This window comes from Geobacter grbiciae (assembly GCF_018531165.1).
In the GTDB taxonomy this organism is placed as follows: Bacteria; Desulfobacterota; Desulfuromonadia; order Geobacterales; family Geobacteraceae; genus Geobacter; species Geobacter metallireducens.
In genome coordinates, this window is record NZ_JAHDIW010000013.1 from 1 (window position 1) to 16,294 (window position 16,294).

At 53.4% G+C, this 16,294-nt stretch carries 15 protein-coding genes; 7 read left to right on the forward strand and 8 right to left on the reverse strand.

Annotation, left to right across the window (positions count from 1 at the left end; translation table 11 throughout):
- Window positions 1-114: 114 nt before the first annotated feature.
- The 8 genes from KJB29_RS14485 to KJB29_RS14520 form a co-directional block, all read right to left on the reverse strand.
- Window positions 115-1,953 carry an aldehyde ferredoxin oxidoreductase C-terminal domain-containing protein gene (locus KJB29_RS14485; protein ID WP_215735136.1) on the reverse strand — a complete coding sequence of 613 codons (1,839 nt, stop codon included), beginning with the start codon at window positions 1,951-1,953 and terminating at the stop codon, window positions 115-117.
- A gap of 52 nt (window positions 1,954-2,005) precedes the next feature.
- On the reverse strand, window positions 2,006-2,230 hold the full coding sequence (locus KJB29_RS14490; RefSeq protein WP_215735137.1) for a MoaD/ThiS family protein: 225 nt from the start codon (window positions 2,228-2,230) through the stop codon (window positions 2,006-2,008).
- Between the two features lie 307 nt (window positions 2,231-2,537).
- The gene (locus KJB29_RS14495) at window positions 2,538-3,392 is read right to left on the reverse strand and encodes an electron transfer flavoprotein subunit alpha/FixB family protein (RefSeq protein ID WP_215735138.1); all 855 of its coding nucleotides are present in this window, start codon (window positions 3,390-3,392) and stop codon (window positions 2,538-2,540) included.
- Window positions 3,389-4,171, reverse strand: a complete 783-nt coding sequence (locus tag KJB29_RS14500; protein WP_215735139.1) for an electron transfer flavoprotein subunit beta/FixA family protein — start codon at window positions 4,169-4,171, stop codon at window positions 3,389-3,391. The genes KJB29_RS14495 and KJB29_RS14500 overlap by 4 nt, the downstream gene beginning before the upstream one ends.
- Before the next feature lie 98 nt (window positions 4,172-4,269).
- Entirely contained in the window at window positions 4,270-4,458 is a 189-nt protein-coding gene (locus KJB29_RS14505; RefSeq protein ID WP_215735140.1) for a hypothetical protein, read from the reverse strand.
- An 18-nt stretch (window positions 4,459-4,476) separates the two neighbouring features.
- Window positions 4,477-5,688: a (Fe-S)-binding protein gene (locus KJB29_RS14510; RefSeq protein WP_215735141.1), complete on the reverse strand. Its 1,212-nt coding sequence runs from the start codon at window positions 5,686-5,688 to the stop codon at window positions 4,477-4,479.
- 12 nt (window positions 5,689-5,700) lie between these two features.
- A complete protein-coding gene (locus KJB29_RS14515; RefSeq protein WP_215735142.1) occupies window positions 5,701-6,570 on the reverse strand; it encodes an FAD-binding oxidoreductase in 870 nt (289 codons plus the stop codon).
- A gap of 60 nt (window positions 6,571-6,630) precedes the next feature.
- Complete coding sequence (locus KJB29_RS14520) at window positions 6,631-7,227, reverse strand: FAD-binding oxidoreductase (RefSeq protein ID WP_215735143.1); 597 nt, start codon at window positions 7,225-7,227, stop codon at window positions 6,631-6,633.
- 764 nt (window positions 7,228-7,991) lie between these two features.
- On the opposite strand from KJB29_RS14520, the gene KJB29_RS14525 reads away from it, so the two are divergent.
- From KJB29_RS14525 to KJB29_RS14555, 7 genes are all read left to right on the forward strand, one after another.
- A complete protein-coding gene (locus tag KJB29_RS14525; protein WP_215735144.1) occupies window positions 7,992-9,500 on the forward strand; it encodes an aldehyde dehydrogenase family protein in 1,509 nt (502 codons plus the stop codon).
- Window positions 9,501-9,792: 292 nt separating this feature from the next.
- The gene (locus tag KJB29_RS14530) at window positions 9,793-11,067 is read left to right on the forward strand and encodes an MFS transporter (RefSeq protein WP_215735145.1); all 1,275 of its coding nucleotides are present in this window, start codon (window positions 9,793-9,795) and stop codon (window positions 11,065-11,067) included.
- A gap of 124 nt (window positions 11,068-11,191) precedes the next feature.
- Window positions 11,192-11,986: a universal stress protein gene (locus KJB29_RS14535; RefSeq protein ID WP_215735146.1), complete on the forward strand. Its 795-nt coding sequence runs from the start codon at window positions 11,192-11,194 to the stop codon at window positions 11,984-11,986.
- 670 nt (window positions 11,987-12,656) lie between these two features.
- Window positions 12,657-13,436 (forward strand): IclR family transcriptional regulator, encoded by a 780-nt coding sequence (locus KJB29_RS14540; protein WP_215735147.1) that lies wholly within the window; start codon window positions 12,657-12,659, stop codon window positions 13,434-13,436.
- Window positions 13,437-13,503: 67 nt separating this feature from the next.
- Complete coding sequence (locus KJB29_RS14545; protein ID WP_215735148.1) at window positions 13,504-14,925, forward strand: aldehyde dehydrogenase family protein; 1,422 nt, start codon at window positions 13,504-13,506, stop codon at window positions 14,923-14,925.
- A 251-nt stretch (window positions 14,926-15,176) separates the two neighbouring features.
- On the forward strand, window positions 15,177-15,395 hold the full coding sequence (locus KJB29_RS14550; protein ID WP_215735149.1) for a hypothetical protein: 219 nt from the start codon (window positions 15,177-15,179) through the stop codon (window positions 15,393-15,395).
- Window positions 15,396-15,472: 77 nt separating this feature from the next.
- Window positions 15,473-16,252, forward strand: a complete 780-nt coding sequence (locus KJB29_RS14555; protein WP_215735150.1) for an IclR family transcriptional regulator — start codon at window positions 15,473-15,475, stop codon at window positions 16,250-16,252.
- Window positions 16,253-16,294: the final 42 nt, after the last annotated feature.

Consider the following 16,294-nt stretch of genomic DNA (forward strand, 5'->3'; position numbering starts at 1 on the left):
TTCCTTTGCGTCCGCTCGAATGGTATTCCAGGGCATCCTGTTTTTTGCTCATGTGGATACTTGCTCCTTTCTTGGTGAATGGGAATCTTAGCGGCGAGCACGCTGATCAGGATGTTATTCTAAAAACTCTGCCAGCTCCGGCTCAAAGACTTCCCAGACCCTCTTCTCCAGCTCCTTAATGAATTCCGGGGTGATAATGTTCGGCAGCGTGATCTTCTGGTTCGGTCGTTCCCAAACCTCGGCAGGAAGGGCATACTCGCTTTTTTCATATCCCTGACGGAGCTCCAGGGCCAGGCCGCGCAGGAAGGCCCGGCGCACGGCGGCGGCCAGACTTTCCGTGGTTACATCTAGGTTGAATTCACTCTTGAGGCAGTCCACCACCATCTGGGTGCTGATCCCTTTTGTGATGTCGAAGAACTTGCAGAGACCGATCATGTCGAAGCCGACAATCTGAAGTTTGTTAACCGTAATCCCCTGAACCCAGGAATCCAGATCCGACTTTCCCTCACGGGTAAGAAGCCCGTACGTCGCCATGGACATATGCCCGCCGGCGATTGCCCACGCATACCCTGGGTTGGTCTCGGGCTGATACGCCGGCAGTTCTAACCCCTTGACATGGTAGGCGTAGGAGGTCTCTCCGGTCGCCTCGGAGAGGCGCATGGAGCCGCGCCCGATCTCCGGCAGCTGCCCTAGGCCGGTCAGCGTGACAAGCTCCTCAATCTTTTCATACTCGCCGAAGAGAGCGCTGTTCAGGAGCGGGCGCTCAGGGTGCCTCTCGTTATAGGTGAGGACGTAGGAGATGGTCACCCCCAGGGAAATGGAGTCCATGCCATAGTTGTCGCACAAATGGATCAGCCGGGCCGCCTTCTCTGCATCATGAATCCCCAGGTTGGTGCCGAGCAGGTTGAGCGGTTCATAGTCGAATTTGGCCAGGAACTTGCCGGCGCTGCCGTCTTCCCGCCTTTCGTGGATGTTATTGTGGCAGGTGATACCGCACCGGTAGCAGGCTTCTGATTTGATGACAAACTCTTTTTCCACCTGCTCCCGAAACAACTTCTCCGGCAGGTCGTTCCCCTGGGGGCGAAAATTGTTTACCGGTACGGCGTGAAACGCCTGCAGGACGTCGTACGCAGCCCAGGTGCCACCGCCACCGCCGCGGCTGATTGGTTGAAGTCGCGTCGAACCGCCCCCCTTGACGACATTGATGTTGACGTTTTTGACCGCGGACGACACCGTCTTCATCTTGTCGCTGCTCTGGGCCACTAGGGCAAGGAGGTTCTTGTACCCCATGAGACTCCCCATGCCGCCGCGTCCGGCAAAACGCATCTTGTCTTCGCCGGACTTGAGCTGATTATCGGTGGAGAGTGCCACCGAACCCATATATACATTCTCCCAACGCTCCCCGGCTTGGCCGATTGAGGCGAAGTGGGCATTGTCGTACTCCTTCTGCAAAACCAACATCTTCTCGTGAGAGGTGAGCCCGAGCAGATGATCCGCCGATTTCAGCTCCACCACCGGCCCCTCGGCGGTTTCTCTGATCAGCGCATAGACCGGATGGGGTGAGCGGTTTTCGAATATCAGCTCATCTAGGCCGGTCCACTTGAATTTAGCGCCGAAGTTGCCGCTACCGGTCGACCACATGGCTGCCGGCAGCCCCCTTTTCGATCCCTTGATCGGGCTGTAGCCGGAAAAGTAGGTGCGCAAGCCGGTCATGACGGTACTGCCGGTCAACAGGCCGGTGTTGACGATCAGCGGATTCTCTTCGCAATAGGCATGGGTGATCCGGCGCTCGGCCAGAATCTGGAAGGAGCGGCCAAATCCACCCAGAACGTCCTCTAGGTTGCGACAAGGGACATCTTCATAACGCATTGAGCCGCTCTTCAGGTCGACCGTACAACGGGAGTACAGTATGGAGGATGGCTCGACGGCGGGGTCTGAGGTGAAGATTTTCATACGGATTGCTCCTTGGATGAAGTAGATCGACTATGCAGCTCTGCGGGAGATTCTACCCCCCATCGATGAAAGGGAGGAGGCAGACGCTGTCACCATCGGAGAGTGGATTGTCGACGGCGGCATGACTGTCATTAATCAGTACGATTCCGAGCAGAGGAGGGGGAATCTGGAGATCGTCAATCACTTCCCGTACACTTGTTCCTAGAGGATATTTACGGACTTCTTCCTTGAATCGGCCTATATTAAATACCCCCACCAGCTTTATGGTTACATTCATGCCTGTTGACCTTTAATTAACATTGCGACATCTTGGGGATGTCTGATGTCAACTGATGGAATAAATCCTTCACGATGGTTCTGATCCATAGCGCAAAGGCAAATTCCATTGTTGTAAGCACTTATGGATTCAGGTTCCAGAAATGAGGCCAAACAATTTTGAACCTTTGGGACACTACTGCGTATTGTTCTACAAACAACCCCGCTACTTGCTGCGGGGTTGTTTGTTGTGGTTCACCTCAATGATTGTATCGGTGAAATCGGTTTGGTGAAAAAGCTCGAATATTCGCATCTTTTCCAAGCTTTATCTACGACAGGCTATTCACTAAGGCCGGCACAATTTCATAAAGATCCCCGATCAGCCCGTAATCGCAGGATTCAAATATCGGAGCAGAGCGGTTATTGTTGATGGCCACGATTATCTTGGAATCCCTCATTCCAGCTATATGTTGAACCTGTCCTGAGATGCCGACCGCTAGATAGAGGTTCGGCTTCACTGTCTCTCCGGTGAGCCCCACCTGGCGTTCCAGCGGAAGCCATTTGTAATCCTCCGACAACGGCCTGCTGCATCCCAGCTCGGCCCCCAGGATCGCAGTCAGTTGGTTAAACAAGGCCAAATCCTCCTTCTTTCCCACACCCCGGCCTACAGCCACGATCTTCCTGGCAGATGCGAGATCGACGGCCTTGGCTATTTCCTTTTTGGACAGGATGGCCGTGTTGGAGCTGCCAGGGGGCACAGTCAGGATCTCCACCGTAGCATCGGCTGGACTCTCGTCCGAAATGGACGCGCCGGAGATGGTGATGACCAGAGGAAAGTGCTTGGCGATCAGGTTTATGTGGGCGATGCCGCCGTAAACCTCTCTTTGGAGGTTCAACACACCTCCCTGATTCGCCACCTCGCAGCAGCATGTCGCGCACGATGCCCCGAGCTTACGGGAGAGGATTCCAGCTATCTCATGGTCGAGCTCCCGGTCGGAAAGTATGATCAGTTCATATTTCGACAGGTCGCAGGTCGAGGCCAGGGCTCCATAAACGTCCGAAGCAACGACGTCGTTAAGATCCAGGCAGATACCACGAGCCTCTTCTACTATGTTCTTGCGTGAAACAAACTGGTGGAGTTTCTTGACCCTGCATTCGTCGGTCGACACGATTAAAGCCTTCACAGCACTCCCTCCTCTCTCAGAAACCCTACCAACTTACCTACGCCGGCCTGAACTTCATCTTCGATGATGATCCGTTTCCGATCGCTGGGGATCGGTGTAAAGGACGCGACCTCGAACCCCGCGATCGTGCTCAATTCCTCGCTCATGCCGATATCGCCAAGAGAGACTGTCGACAGCGCTTTCATGGGCACCTTCATGATTTGTATCTTCGTAGCAAGCCTTGGTTCGTTCAGTTTCCTCATTACCGAAAGCGCGATCGGAAGCCGGGATTTCGTCTCCACCTCCCACCCATCGATCTCGGATGTGGCGGAGACATATCCCCCTTCCTCGACCGCCAGCTTGGAAACGTTGGAAAGATAGGGAAGGTTGAGATAAGATGCCACTGCCGATCCCACAATTTTGTTGGTGACATCCTCCGTCATGGAGCCTGAAAGGACCAAGTCGAAGCCTCCGAGATGGCCGGTCGCCTTGGCCAGCACCTGGGCGACCAGGATTGGGTCGTACAGTTCGCCGGCCTGCGCATGATGCACCAAAACGCCCTCATCTGCCCCAAGCGCGACTGCTTCTTTAAGGGATTTCAAGGCATCCTTGGTCCCGAAACTGATAGCGGTAACCTTCCCGCCATGCTTTGCCTTGATCTGCACGGCTGCCTCTATGGCGTGTTTGTCGTAATCGCTTATTTTCTCCGGCAAGCCCCGCAAACGTAACTCGCCCGACTTTTTGTCGAATCGTACCTCGGTCGAATCGACGACGTGTTTGATCAATACGGCTATGTTCATAGACGCCTCCGTGAGGTCTAATAACTGGTACAGTAATTGTCTCATACAGCGACCGCCCCGCCGCAGCAGGGGGGCGGTCGCTGCCAAGCCCCATCGCCTTACTTGTACCGTTCCGGTGCCAGAAGGGTCTTGTAGGCGAAATGCTGGTTCATCCAATCAAGGAATTCTTCCCTGTTCTTAACGATTCTCTCAATCTCATGCTCATTGATATCCTGAGTCAGGATTTTCTCCATGCGGCGCGGTTCGACGTGATAGTGCCCGTATTTGATGCTTACTGTTTCGGCCATAACCTTCTCCTTTATGTGTTAGATACCCATCGCCTGAATGATCAGTTCGAGAATATGGACGGGTTCTATGGTGGAACCCGACTTTGTCTTCACTTCCGTGAACTGATCGAGACAGTGCGGACATGCTACAACGAGCTTTTCTGCACCGACCTCTTCAGCCAAGCTGAGCCGTTTAATCCCCACCTTGTAGGAAACCTCGGGAAGCAGCCGTTTGAAGCTGTTCAGCCCATTGCCACAGCAGTAATCCCATTGCGTTACGTGATCGTCGGCCTGGAAGTCAATCCCTTCGAGGGCTTGAAGGAGTTTGCGAGGCGCTTCCCAGGAAAGGGTGTGCTTGTTCAATGTACAGGGATCGTGATAGGTGGCCTTGATGGGCACGGGGTTTTTGAATACGATCTTTCCATCCTCGTACAACTTTCCGAGATAGTCGGTTAAGTAAACGACTTCGAAGGGGACTGTGAAGTACTTGGGGTACTCTGATACGAAGAAGACGAAGTCATGCGGGTTGACTATGACAACCGTTTTGGCTCCGGCACTTTTGAGGGCCTCGATGGTTTTTTTGCCGAATTCCAACCAAGCCTCCTTGTCGTTCTCATAGAGTTCTCCAAGGGTGGGGAAGGCCTTATTGAGGATGCCAAACTTGATGCCGGCTGCCTTGAGGATTTTCGCCGCATTTCTGGGGACATCGGTAGTCTGAAACGCGTTGAAATAATCAACAAAGAGCATCGTCTCGCCGCTATTTGGCAGGCCGAGGCCTTCCGCCCACTTCACATAAGCGTCGCCACCGCTAGCCTCACGGTCCAGATCCTCCCGGACGTACCGGACCACATCTTCCCAGTTGGTAGGCGGGGTATTCTGGGCCACGAGGTCTCTTCTCAGCTTGCGCACCAGATCCACGGTCGTGGTTGTCTGCCCGTAGAAGTCCCCGGTATACAGTGTGTTCGGGCAGCGGAGCTGGCAGGCCCCACATTGAAGGCACAGTCTGGATGCGTCCGCCATCTCGGAAAGGACCCCATGCCCTTCCGCCATGCCGAGGATGGCGGCGTGGAAACCGTAGGAACTCCCGTTCTCGTCACGCTCTTCGATGAATACCGGGCAGACGTCCCTGCAGAACTTGTGTCTGCAGGCGAAAACGGCGTAGCAGTCCCGGCGAAGTTCCGAAGTGACAGGCTTGCCATCCCCTAGCGGGGTATCGTAAATGCTTTTCTTGCTGATAAACTCTTTGGACATGCCGTCCTCCCTTTATTTGTTATATGCTTCATCAAGAAGGTATTTGCCGGGGTTCATGATGTTGTTGGGATCCAGCATCCGCTTGATGTCCTTCATCAGATCGAACGACCCTTCGGCAAGTTCCTGGCGGCAGGCGACTTCCACATCTCCGGCCCGCGTCCCCCCATGGCAGGCGGATATGCTTCCACCAGCCTCTAAAGCGACCTGGGCGATTTCGGCTTTCATCTTGACGAACGCCTGCCACATTTCAGGAGTCATATTCAACTCGGCCACACCAATATCAATTTCGGTGAGATAATCGCCATAGGGGCGGAATGGGTTGTTGGTATACATGAACATACCCCAGTCGTCGAAAATCCCGTCGTATTGAGCCTTGTACCTTGAAACAATTTCATGCCATTTCTTTCGTACCATCGGCAACTCGCTGTGATTGATGGCTGCATCTTCGCAGTGCCAACTCATCATTGACACATCTCCTGCAGCATTTCGTCCGTGATAAGTGATATGGTAACGGTCGTGCCTGGAAGCCCAATCCCCCTTGGAAATCGCGTCTCCGAGATAGACCCCATTATGACGGTCCACTGCAGTCTCGAAAACCTTCTCCCGTGCCGCGGCAACCTCAGCTTCCGTTCCATACAGAAGTGCCAGGACTACTGATTTTACCTTCTGGGGTTGTGGGATGTAGGCCTCATCATCTCGCCTAAGGAATTCGATCTTATGTGGATCGAAAATCAGCACGGCCGCCATCGTTTTCAGTCCGAGCATTTCCAAGTCGTATGCTAGCTGGTGCGATGCCTCGAAGGATTCAGTTCCGAAAAAGGCAGGACATTCCGCTTCAGGTTTTTTGCAGATATCGAGAGTGACCTCGGTTGTTACCCCCAACGTCCCCTGATGACCGATGAATAGGTCCTTCAGTCGGTACCCTACGGAAGATTTGCGAATTTACTTCCCTCCGCCTCCCCCGACTCGGATCACTTTTCCGGTGGGAAGCACCACCTCCATACTGATCACCAGGTCGGGTACATGACCAAACCCACCGCCGATCAGACTAAAACCGCCACTGCCAATCCTTCCGCCTATGATGGCGCACGGATATGATGCAGGATCATCCGGATAGAACAGACCAACTCTTCCCAGAACCTTGTTCAGTTCCATCATGCCGACACCAGGCTGAACGGTTGCTGTCATGTTAGCTTCATCGATCTCCAGGATTTGATTCATCCGCTTGATATCCAACAGGATGCCGCCACGCAGAGGGACAGCTCCGTCTGCTAGGCCAGTAGCGCCCGCCCGGGGAACCACCGGAATGCGGAACTCATTAGCGATCTTCATGATCTCGACCACTTCTTCCGTGCTCTGGGGCATCACCACCACGTCGGGGATGTGTTTTTCCCACTCGTGTAGAGGAAAAGGTGCCGGGACCGCCGAGCGTACCGCTCTGTGCGGCATGTCAAGAAAGACGAATTCTTTTCCAATAGCGGACTCCAATTTTGCTATTGCTTTGTCTGACAAATTACAGGCAGATGTTTCATTTCCCATACTCAGTTCTCCTTTATTCATGTCTAACTAGTAGTGCTTCTGGCTTCTGGAAGAGATCCTACGTAAATTTTCACTGCTTCATTCATTCTCCTTTCTAGTTTGTATTGAAAAACACTTCGCCCGCTCGTCAAAGTGTCACTGTCACTAAAAGTAACAGGAGAAATTGCCAAGAAAGACTTTAATGTTTCGATATAAAATCTTACAAATGCTGCCTGTGAGCAAAGGTTGTGCCCAAATGAATTTGCAAAACGTAATAGGCTGGTTTTATGCGGTTTTTGTCCTCGAGTTCAGCGGCGAAATAATATCAGATACCCCGCTGCTTGCGGCGGAGTGGTCCATTCTGGTTTTGCGTGATGCAGATATGAAGAGGTGATGCTGTATGGCATCACAAGTTACCTGGTGCATGTATCAGATAAATGTGTTCACTACATCAAAGAGTCTGTCGGACTCGCATAAATTTCAAAATACGGTATTCAAATTTTGCCCCTGAGCGCCCTTGGCAAATTTCTAATAACAGTCCGGCTCAAAATCGATGAAATTTAGCAAAATCGGCTTAGTCCGACAGACTCCTGGACACACGTCATGACGGATCGCCGCATAAAGCTAACCTGCCGCTTTTACAACAAAGTTCTGACATATTAGATAAGCCATCAAAGCAAGACGGATAGACTTTAGTCCCTTCCAGCTGTAGTTCTTCTGGCATCCACCTTGCTATTTAAAACAATGTATTGCACATACTCATCTTCGGAAAGGAAGGCCGCAACATGGATGCAAATGTCAAGAGGATGCTCGAGAAATACGGAATCACAGCAGAAACATGGCAGTTTCTGAACAAAGAGAAGGAGATGTACATTGATGGCGCATGGTCACATGCAGAATCAGGGGAGACGATTGATGTCATTGAACCCTCCACAGGAGGATTCCTCACACGGATACCGAGTGCCACCTGCGGCGATGTAGACCGGGCTGTTCTTGCCGCCCGTTCCGCCTTTGAGGACAGTGAATGGTCCCGGCTTAAACCGAACGAGAGACAGAAACTAATCCATCGTCTGGCAGACGCCCTAGAGGAGCATGCACAGATCATCGCTGAAATCGAGACGATCGATAACGGAAAGGCGCTTCAGGGTTGCCTTGATTACGATGTATTGGGGGCGGCAGACCTGCTGCGTTACATGGCCGGCTGGGCTACCAAAATACAAGGAACGACCCGTTCAACATCGCTCCCAGGTGAGAATTTTGCTTGCACCCTGAAAGAGCCGATCGGCGTCGTTGCAGCCATCGTTCCCTGGAACTGGCCGTTGAACATGGCTATCTGGAAGCTCGCAGCTCCCTTGGCCGTCGGATGCACGATTGTACTCAAGCCAGCCCAGTTGACCTCCCTGAGCATGATCTTTTTTGCCTCACTGTGCGAAAAGGTCGGGATACCGAAGGGAGTGGTGAATATCGTGACCGGCTCCGGTAGCGCAATTGGCGGCTATCTGGCGAGCCACCCCGAGGTTAACAAGGTTTCCTTTACCGGATCCACCGATGTAGGACGCGAGGTCGGCCGGTTCGCGCTGCAGAACATGGCCCGCATGACCCTGGAACTCGGTGGTAAATCGCCGATCCTCGTCTTCGCGGATGCAGATGTGACGACAGTTGCCGAAGCCACGCGCTGGAGTATTTTCTACAACTCCGGCCAAATATGCAGTGCCGGTTCACGGATGTACGTGCACAAGAGTATCTATGAGAAGACCCTGGAGGCACTTGCTTCAGTGGCGCAGAGTATCAGGCTGCGTCCTGGCCTCGATTGCGATTGCGAAATGGGTCCGGTCATTTCCAGGAGTGCTCAGGAGTCGATCATGGGGTACATCAGGAAAGGGAGCGAGGAGGGAGCACGCCTGATTTGCGGTGGGCATGCATTAGATGGTCCCGGTTTCTTTGTAGCACCGACCGTCTTTGCGGATTGCCGGAACGATATGACCATCATGCGTGAGGAAATATTTGGTCCAGTGTTGTGCGTCGCCCCGTTTGAGGATGAGAACGAGGTGATCCGTTTGGCTAACGACAGCATCTACGGATTGGCGGCGAGTGTCTGGACGAAGGATGTATCGAGGGCCATCAGGGTGATAACGAGGCTCAAGGCGGGCTCCGTTGGCGTCAATTGTCATGATCCGGACGACAATTCAATGCCGTTTGGAGGGTATAAGCAGTCTGGTTTTGGCAAGGACCGCGGGACGGAACAACTGGAACACTTTTTAGAAACCAAAACTCTTATATTCAAGGTTGACTGACCTTTCAGGAGGAAGGTCTAAGTCGATCCCTGAGTCACTTTAAGCCCCTCGACTCCGCTCAGCATCAGCGTTGTGCTGAGCGGAGTCGAGGGGCTCTGTTCCAAAATGAACTGTCCCCTCAACAAGTTTGTTGAGGGGACAGACCTGTTGACCCGGAAGAGGCACACTACCCCTTAACTGTTCATTGAGAAACCGCAGAAGGAGCTTCATGATGTTGAAGCCGCGGCAGTGCTGCTCTGACAAGAGAATAAAATTAAGCAAAAATTGCGTGTTAATCTGAAGGAGAAAAAGTATGGACTTGAACAATTCTGAGCGGCTTGATGTGTCTGCTCCTCAGTCGAGCAAAGTGAAACAGTTCTTATCAGAGCTAAGACCGGACAACTGGGGCTTGCTTTTCGCTGCCTTTTCATCGGCCTACGCGATCGGACTTCTCGCCATGATAGTACTGCCGTTCATGATCAATGCGACCATGAATGGATTGAAACTTGATGAGTCAAAGGCAGGGATGTTGGGAACAGCTGAGTTCCTGGGCGTTATGGTTGGTACTCTGGCCATGGCGCCGTTCATGGGGAAAATACCACGTCGAAGAGTTGCTCTGGTGGGAGCCTGTCTAGCGATCATAGGAAACGTTGTTTCAATGTTTCTAGGGTCGTTTGACAGTCTACTGGTTCTTAGACCAATTGTTGGTCTGGGCTGTGGTCTGGCCTTGGCAGTGGGAAATGCCACAGTTGCGTCGGCGGAAAATCCCGAAAAGTTGTCTGGGCAGATGTCCACGCTGTTTGTTGCCTTGATGGTCGCAGCAATGTGGTCATTTGCTTACGTCAGCGAACATTGGGGATATGCGGGAGTCTATGGTGCGTTGGCCGTCTGTATGCTAGCCGTTGTCGGATTCCTTTTCAAGCTCCCCCAGCACACAAAGGCGGAACCGCATTCTTCTGCGGATCACCCGCATGCTCACCAAGGTCTGTTCTCCAAAGCATCTATCTTCATGCTTATAGCCATTTTCTCATTTGCTCTACGCGATACGATGAGTTGGGCGTTTACAGAACGTATAGGTTTATCCGCAGGATATAAGGACTCTGAGATCGGAACTCTCTTATCAATTCAATCCGCAATCGGGCTTGTTGGTCCTATTGTGGCGTCGGTTGTTGGTTCACGTTATGGTCTGAAGATCCCTGTACTCATAGGGATCGTCTCGACCGGCATGTCGACCTTTACAATCCTGCAGTCTTCCAACGCAAAGATTCCCTATACGTGTGGTGTTATGGGGATTTCCATTGCCTATTTTTATGCATTGGCTTATCTGACAGCTCTGGCCGCCGAGTTGGATGCTCAGGGTCGAGTTGTGGCTGCTTCAGGTGGGTTCCTCGTCGCAGGCGTCGCAGTTGGCCCAGTAGTGTCGGGGTATCTGATCACTCATGGGGGATACGCCCTGTGCGGTTGGGTGAGCGTTGCTTTCGTGCTGCTCACGCTCACCATGGTTTCTGTTCCCTTGGCATCATTGAAACAGAAGGCGAAGGTGCCGAAGGTGTGCAGTCAGGTCGACGTTGCTTCGCCAACCTTCTGATATTTGATGTCGAAAGTAGATGGCTCCGGAAGGGCGAAGTGAGCATCTTCTTCCCCAAGCTGTGCTTTCATCGCTTTATCAAGTGGCAAAACCCCATATAAATGGAGGGCAGGGAGAGATGACCTTGAAAAACATACTTGTTCATGTGGACTCGAATGCTGGATCAATGGCAAGAATCGATTTAGCTACATCATTGGCTCGACGTAGTGATGCTCGATTGGTTGGCGTGTTCGGACAGCGGACCCATGCAGATCATGTGGGAATCATCGTCAATTGGCCCCCCGAGGAGTACACTGCGTCTGTTGAACTTGCAAGGGAAATGTTCGTGCGGGCTACTGCAGGGCTGCTGAATTCAGACTGGCATGACATCAATAGAGGTAGTGAACGCGAGGTTTTGAAGCAGATAACGGACTATTCGCGTTATGGCGATCTTATGGTTTTTGGTCAGCAGACTAACTATATGGATGATATTGTTCCACAGCAGTTAGCTGAGGAAGTGGCAATCTCTTCTGGGCGCCCAGTGCTGGTCGTTCCGCGCAGCGGTGACTTTCCGAATATCGGCCGTCGTCCGCTAATCGTCTGGAACGGGTCGCGGGAGTCGGCTCGTGCTCTCAATGACTCTCTGGCTTTAATAGAGAAGGGGGCCGATGCAATTCTGTTATCTCTGGCCAACACTGACGATGAGGCGCGACAAGCCAGCATTGAGGTGGAGCGCCATCTTGCTTGCCATGGGATCTCAGCCCAAAAAGAGGTCTATTCTAAATATAGTGAAGGAACTTGGGAATTAATTCTTAATCTCGTAGCGAATTCCGGCGCCGATTTGCTAGTCATGGGGGCGCATGAGCATATTGGATTCCCATTTGTCAGCTGTGATGTGGTTCACAAGGAAGCACCTATCCCAGTATTAACATCCAGTTAAAGATGGAAAGTTGGCTAATATCATGTCAGGCGAAAACAACCAATGGACATGGCCTGGAATCGAAGCTTTTGGGGTTCGCCTCGGGTGGAAGGGGATATGGGGAATCACATCCCAACATCCTGGATCAAAGGCTACATCGAAACGAGAAAGAAATGACGTAATGGTAATGATGTCGTTGACTGTCCGCAAGGCTTGAAAAACTCATTCTTGCGTAGGGGAAGTCTTTGCCGTTGACAGCAGCCTTTACAGGGGGGGCGATGCTTGACTTTATATTCACATCACGTTTTTCCGTTCCTTTTTTTATAGCTCTCTATGGGGTGTGTCTGCTTGGGATGAGGCTGTTACTACTCGAACACGCCGACATGTTTATGAATTTTTTGCTTGTGTTGTTCTTTAGTGGTACCGCCATATTGACTTGGGTGATTGATATTACTTAAGTGCAAATTAATTTAATACAAAGGCACCATGGCACAAAAAGGTCAAAACCATTACAAGGTGCTGAGAATATCCCTCTTATCCCTTGGAGTGAGTAAGAACAAATGTTTGCATTCTCTCTGTCTCTGTGCCTCCTTGGGAGAACTCAAGATGATTAAACTTGAGCGAAGCTCTGCCGGAGAAGTTTCCTTGGTTTGACGGTTCCGAATTATGACAGGGAGATGGAACACGAACTATGAAGAAGAAAGATAAACCCATTTCTTTGATTAAGTCGGTCGACCACGCTTTCGAGCTCTTGGAACAGTTCCGGGGTGATGTCAGCGAGCTGAGCCTGAGTGAGCTGGGGAGGCGTCTGCAACTCCACAAGAACAACGTGTTCAGGTTGCTGGCTACCCTCGAATCCCGCAGGTTCATCGAGTATAACGCCAGTACCGGCAGTTACCGGCTCGGCCTCAAGGCCTTTCACCTCAGCCGGATGGTTGCCAGGCAGATGAGACTCGTCAGTCGAGCGAGACCCACCATGGAGGCCATGGTCAGGAAATGCAACGAGACGGTCTGCCTGACGGTTTTGAGAGAATTTTCCGTTATCTGTCTAGATGGGGTGGTGTGCACCCAGCCGGTACGGGTTGTGCCGCCAATCGCTATAAGGCTTCCCGCCTATTGCACGGCAGCCGGGAAGGCGCAGCTGGCCCACTTTCCGGGAGACAAGTTGGTGAGGTATATTTCAGAGCATCAGCTTAAGCGGAACACGCCCTATACGATTACCGATCCTGCGAGCTTTCTCGAGTACCTTCAGCAGGTGAAGCAACAGGGATATGCCGTCAGTCGGGAGGAGATGGAAGTGGGTGTTACCTGTGTTGCTGCACCTGTCCGCGATTACAGTTCCAATGTAGTCGGGGCCGTTGTCCTTCCCGGGCTAATCACGCGGTTTAGCGCCAAAAGGATCCACAAGGAACTCATTCCGCTTACGAAAAAAGGCGCTGAGGAAATATCCGGCCATCTCGGTTATTTTTGAAGCGTCTCATGATTGATGGAATGAATAGATAAGCTGTGCTATGCCTGAGGGGGCAGGGGAGGGAGCTATGTACGATCGTCAGGAGATTTACCTCAATGGAGCCTGGACCACGTGTTCGACCGGGGTGTTTATTGAGGTTGTCAATCCTGCGACAGAGGAGGTCATGGGGCAGATCCCCTCCTGCGGAGAGACGGATGTGAAGTGGGCGGTGGCGGCTGCCCGGGACGCCTTCGAGGGGTGGGGGAGGATGCCAGTTGAGCTTCGCCTCTCCTTCCTGCGGAAGATCCACGAGGGGATGGTTGCCCGCAGCGAGGAGATTGCGCAGACCATAACGGCGGAGTTGGGTATACCGATCAAGCTCTCCCGGCGGATCCAGGCGGGGCTTCCCATCGCCGTCATGGAGAGCTACGTGAAGCTTCTTGGCGAATACCCATTTGAGGAGCGGATAGGAAACTCGCTCGTTCTCAAGGAGCCGGCGGGTGTGGCGGCCTGCATTACCCCATGGAACTATCCCCTCCACCAGGTGATCGCCAAGGTGGCGCCGGCCCTGGCTGCCGGCTGCACTATCGTCCTCAAGCCGAGCGAAGTGGTGCCGCTCTCCGCCTTTATCCTTGCGGAGATCATCCACGAAGCAGGGCTTCCGGCAGGGGTCTTCAACCTAGTGAGCGGTTACGGCGAACCAGTGGGGGAGGCCATGGCGAGCCATCCCGGCGTGGACCTGATCTCGTTTACCGGATCGGTACGGGCAGGCCTTTCGGTCTCCAATCTAGCGGCGGCAACCCTCAAGCGGGTCGCCTTGGAGCTTGGTGGCAAATCCGCCGCCATCATTCTCGACGATGCCGATCTCGCTGCGGCGGTCAAGGGTACGGCGGCCAGCTCTTTTGTGAACTCCGGTCAGACCTGCAGTGCCCACACCCGCATGCTCGTTCCCGAGTCTCTCTACGATCAGGCCGCTGCCCTGGCAGTGGAGGTCGCCGCCACCTATGTTCCGGGGGACCCCCTCTCGGAGCAGACGCGGCTCGGCCCTCTGGTATCTGCACGACAGCGGGAACGGGTCCTGGACTACATCAGAAAAGGAGTGAATGAAGGGGCAGAGCTTCTCTGCGGCGGAACCGAGCCACCAGAGGGACTTGAGCAGGGATACTACGCGAGGCCAACCGTTTTCGGCCGGGTCACCCCCGACATGACCATCGCCCGGGAGGAGATCTTCGGGCCGGTCCTCTCCATTATGACCTACCGGGATGAGGACGACGCCGTGCGGCTCGCCAACGACACCATCTATGGACTTGCCGGCGGGGTGTGGTCTGGCGAGGTGAAACGGGCCGAAGGGGTGGCCAGACGGCTTCGTACCGGCCAGGTGGAAATCAACGGTGGCGCCTTCAACATCCTTGCCCCCTTTGGCGGCTACAAGCAGTCGGGCCACGGCCGGGAGCTGGGGAAATACGGACTCGAGGAGTTCCTGGAGATCAAGTCGATCCAGTTCAAGTGAGGGGAAAGGGGGGGCCTTCGCCTTCCGGTAGAGGGTCGAACGGGAAACCTCCAATTTCCTGGCTGCGTATTCCGGTCGAAAGTGACCACGATTCCGTTGTGATCGCGAGCGCGATTCCGGAGCGATGGCGACTGGCATTCCGCTGGCAATGCGACTGCGATTCCGGAGAAAGGCGACCGGCAAAAGTGATGTAGTCGCGAGGTAACTCACCGGGTATCCTCCATCCTTCATTTCACACTGAGGGGGACGAGATGCCGAAAGAAAGTGTTGCCATGCGAAAGATTCGAGAGATGCTGCGCCTTGCCTGGGCCTGTGGCCAGAGCAGGCAGGCAATAGCAAGCAGCTGCGGAGTCTCAAAGACCACCGTCGCCAAAACCATCGGCCGGGCTTGTGTCGCCGGCCTCTCCTGGCCCCTGCCTCCACTTGACGACGAAGTCCTGGAAAGACTTGGAAGAACTCAAGATGATTAAACTTGAGCGAAGCTCTGCCGGAGAAGTTTCCTTGGTTTGACGGTTCCGAATTATGACAGGGAGATGGAACACGAACTATGAAGAAGAAAGATAAACCCATTTCTTTGATTAAGTCGGTCGACCACGCTTTCGAGCTCTTGGAACAGTTCCGGGGTGATGTCAGCGAGCTGAACATGAGTGAGTTGGGGAGGCGTCTGCAACTCCACAAGAACAACGTGTTCAGGTTGCTGGCTACCCTCGAATCCCGCAGGTTCATCGAGTATAACGCCAGTACCGGCAGTTACCGGCTCGGCCTCAAGGCCTTTCACCTCAGCCGGATGGTTGCCAGGCAGATGAGACTCGTCAGTCGAGCGAGACCCACCATGGAGGCCATGGTCAGGAAATGCAACGAGACGGTCTGCCTGACGGTTTTGAGAGAATTTTCCGTTATCTGTCTAGATGGGGTGGTGTGCACCCAGCCGGTACGGGTTGTGCCGCCAATCGCTATAAGGCTTCCCGCCTATTGCACGGCAGCCGGGAAGGCGCAGCTGGCCCACTTTCCGGGAGACAAGCTGGCGAGGTTTCTTTCAGAGCAAAAGTTTGAGCGGAACACGCCCTATACGATTACCGATCCCGCGAGTTTTCTGGAAAACCTTCAGCAGGTAAGGCAGCAGGGGTATGCCGTCAGTCGGGAAGAGCTGGAGGTGGGTGTCACCTGTGTAGCGGCTCCTGTTCGCGATTACAGTTCCAATGTTATTGGGGCGGTGGTTCTTCCCGGGCCGATCACACGCTTTAGCAACGACCGGCTAATCGAGGAGCTCATTCCACACGCGGTTAAAGGGGCTGCGGAAATATCCGGTCATCTCGGGTATTGCTGAAACCGGTTCCCTCGTCACGTCGAAACAGCGATTTCCGGACGG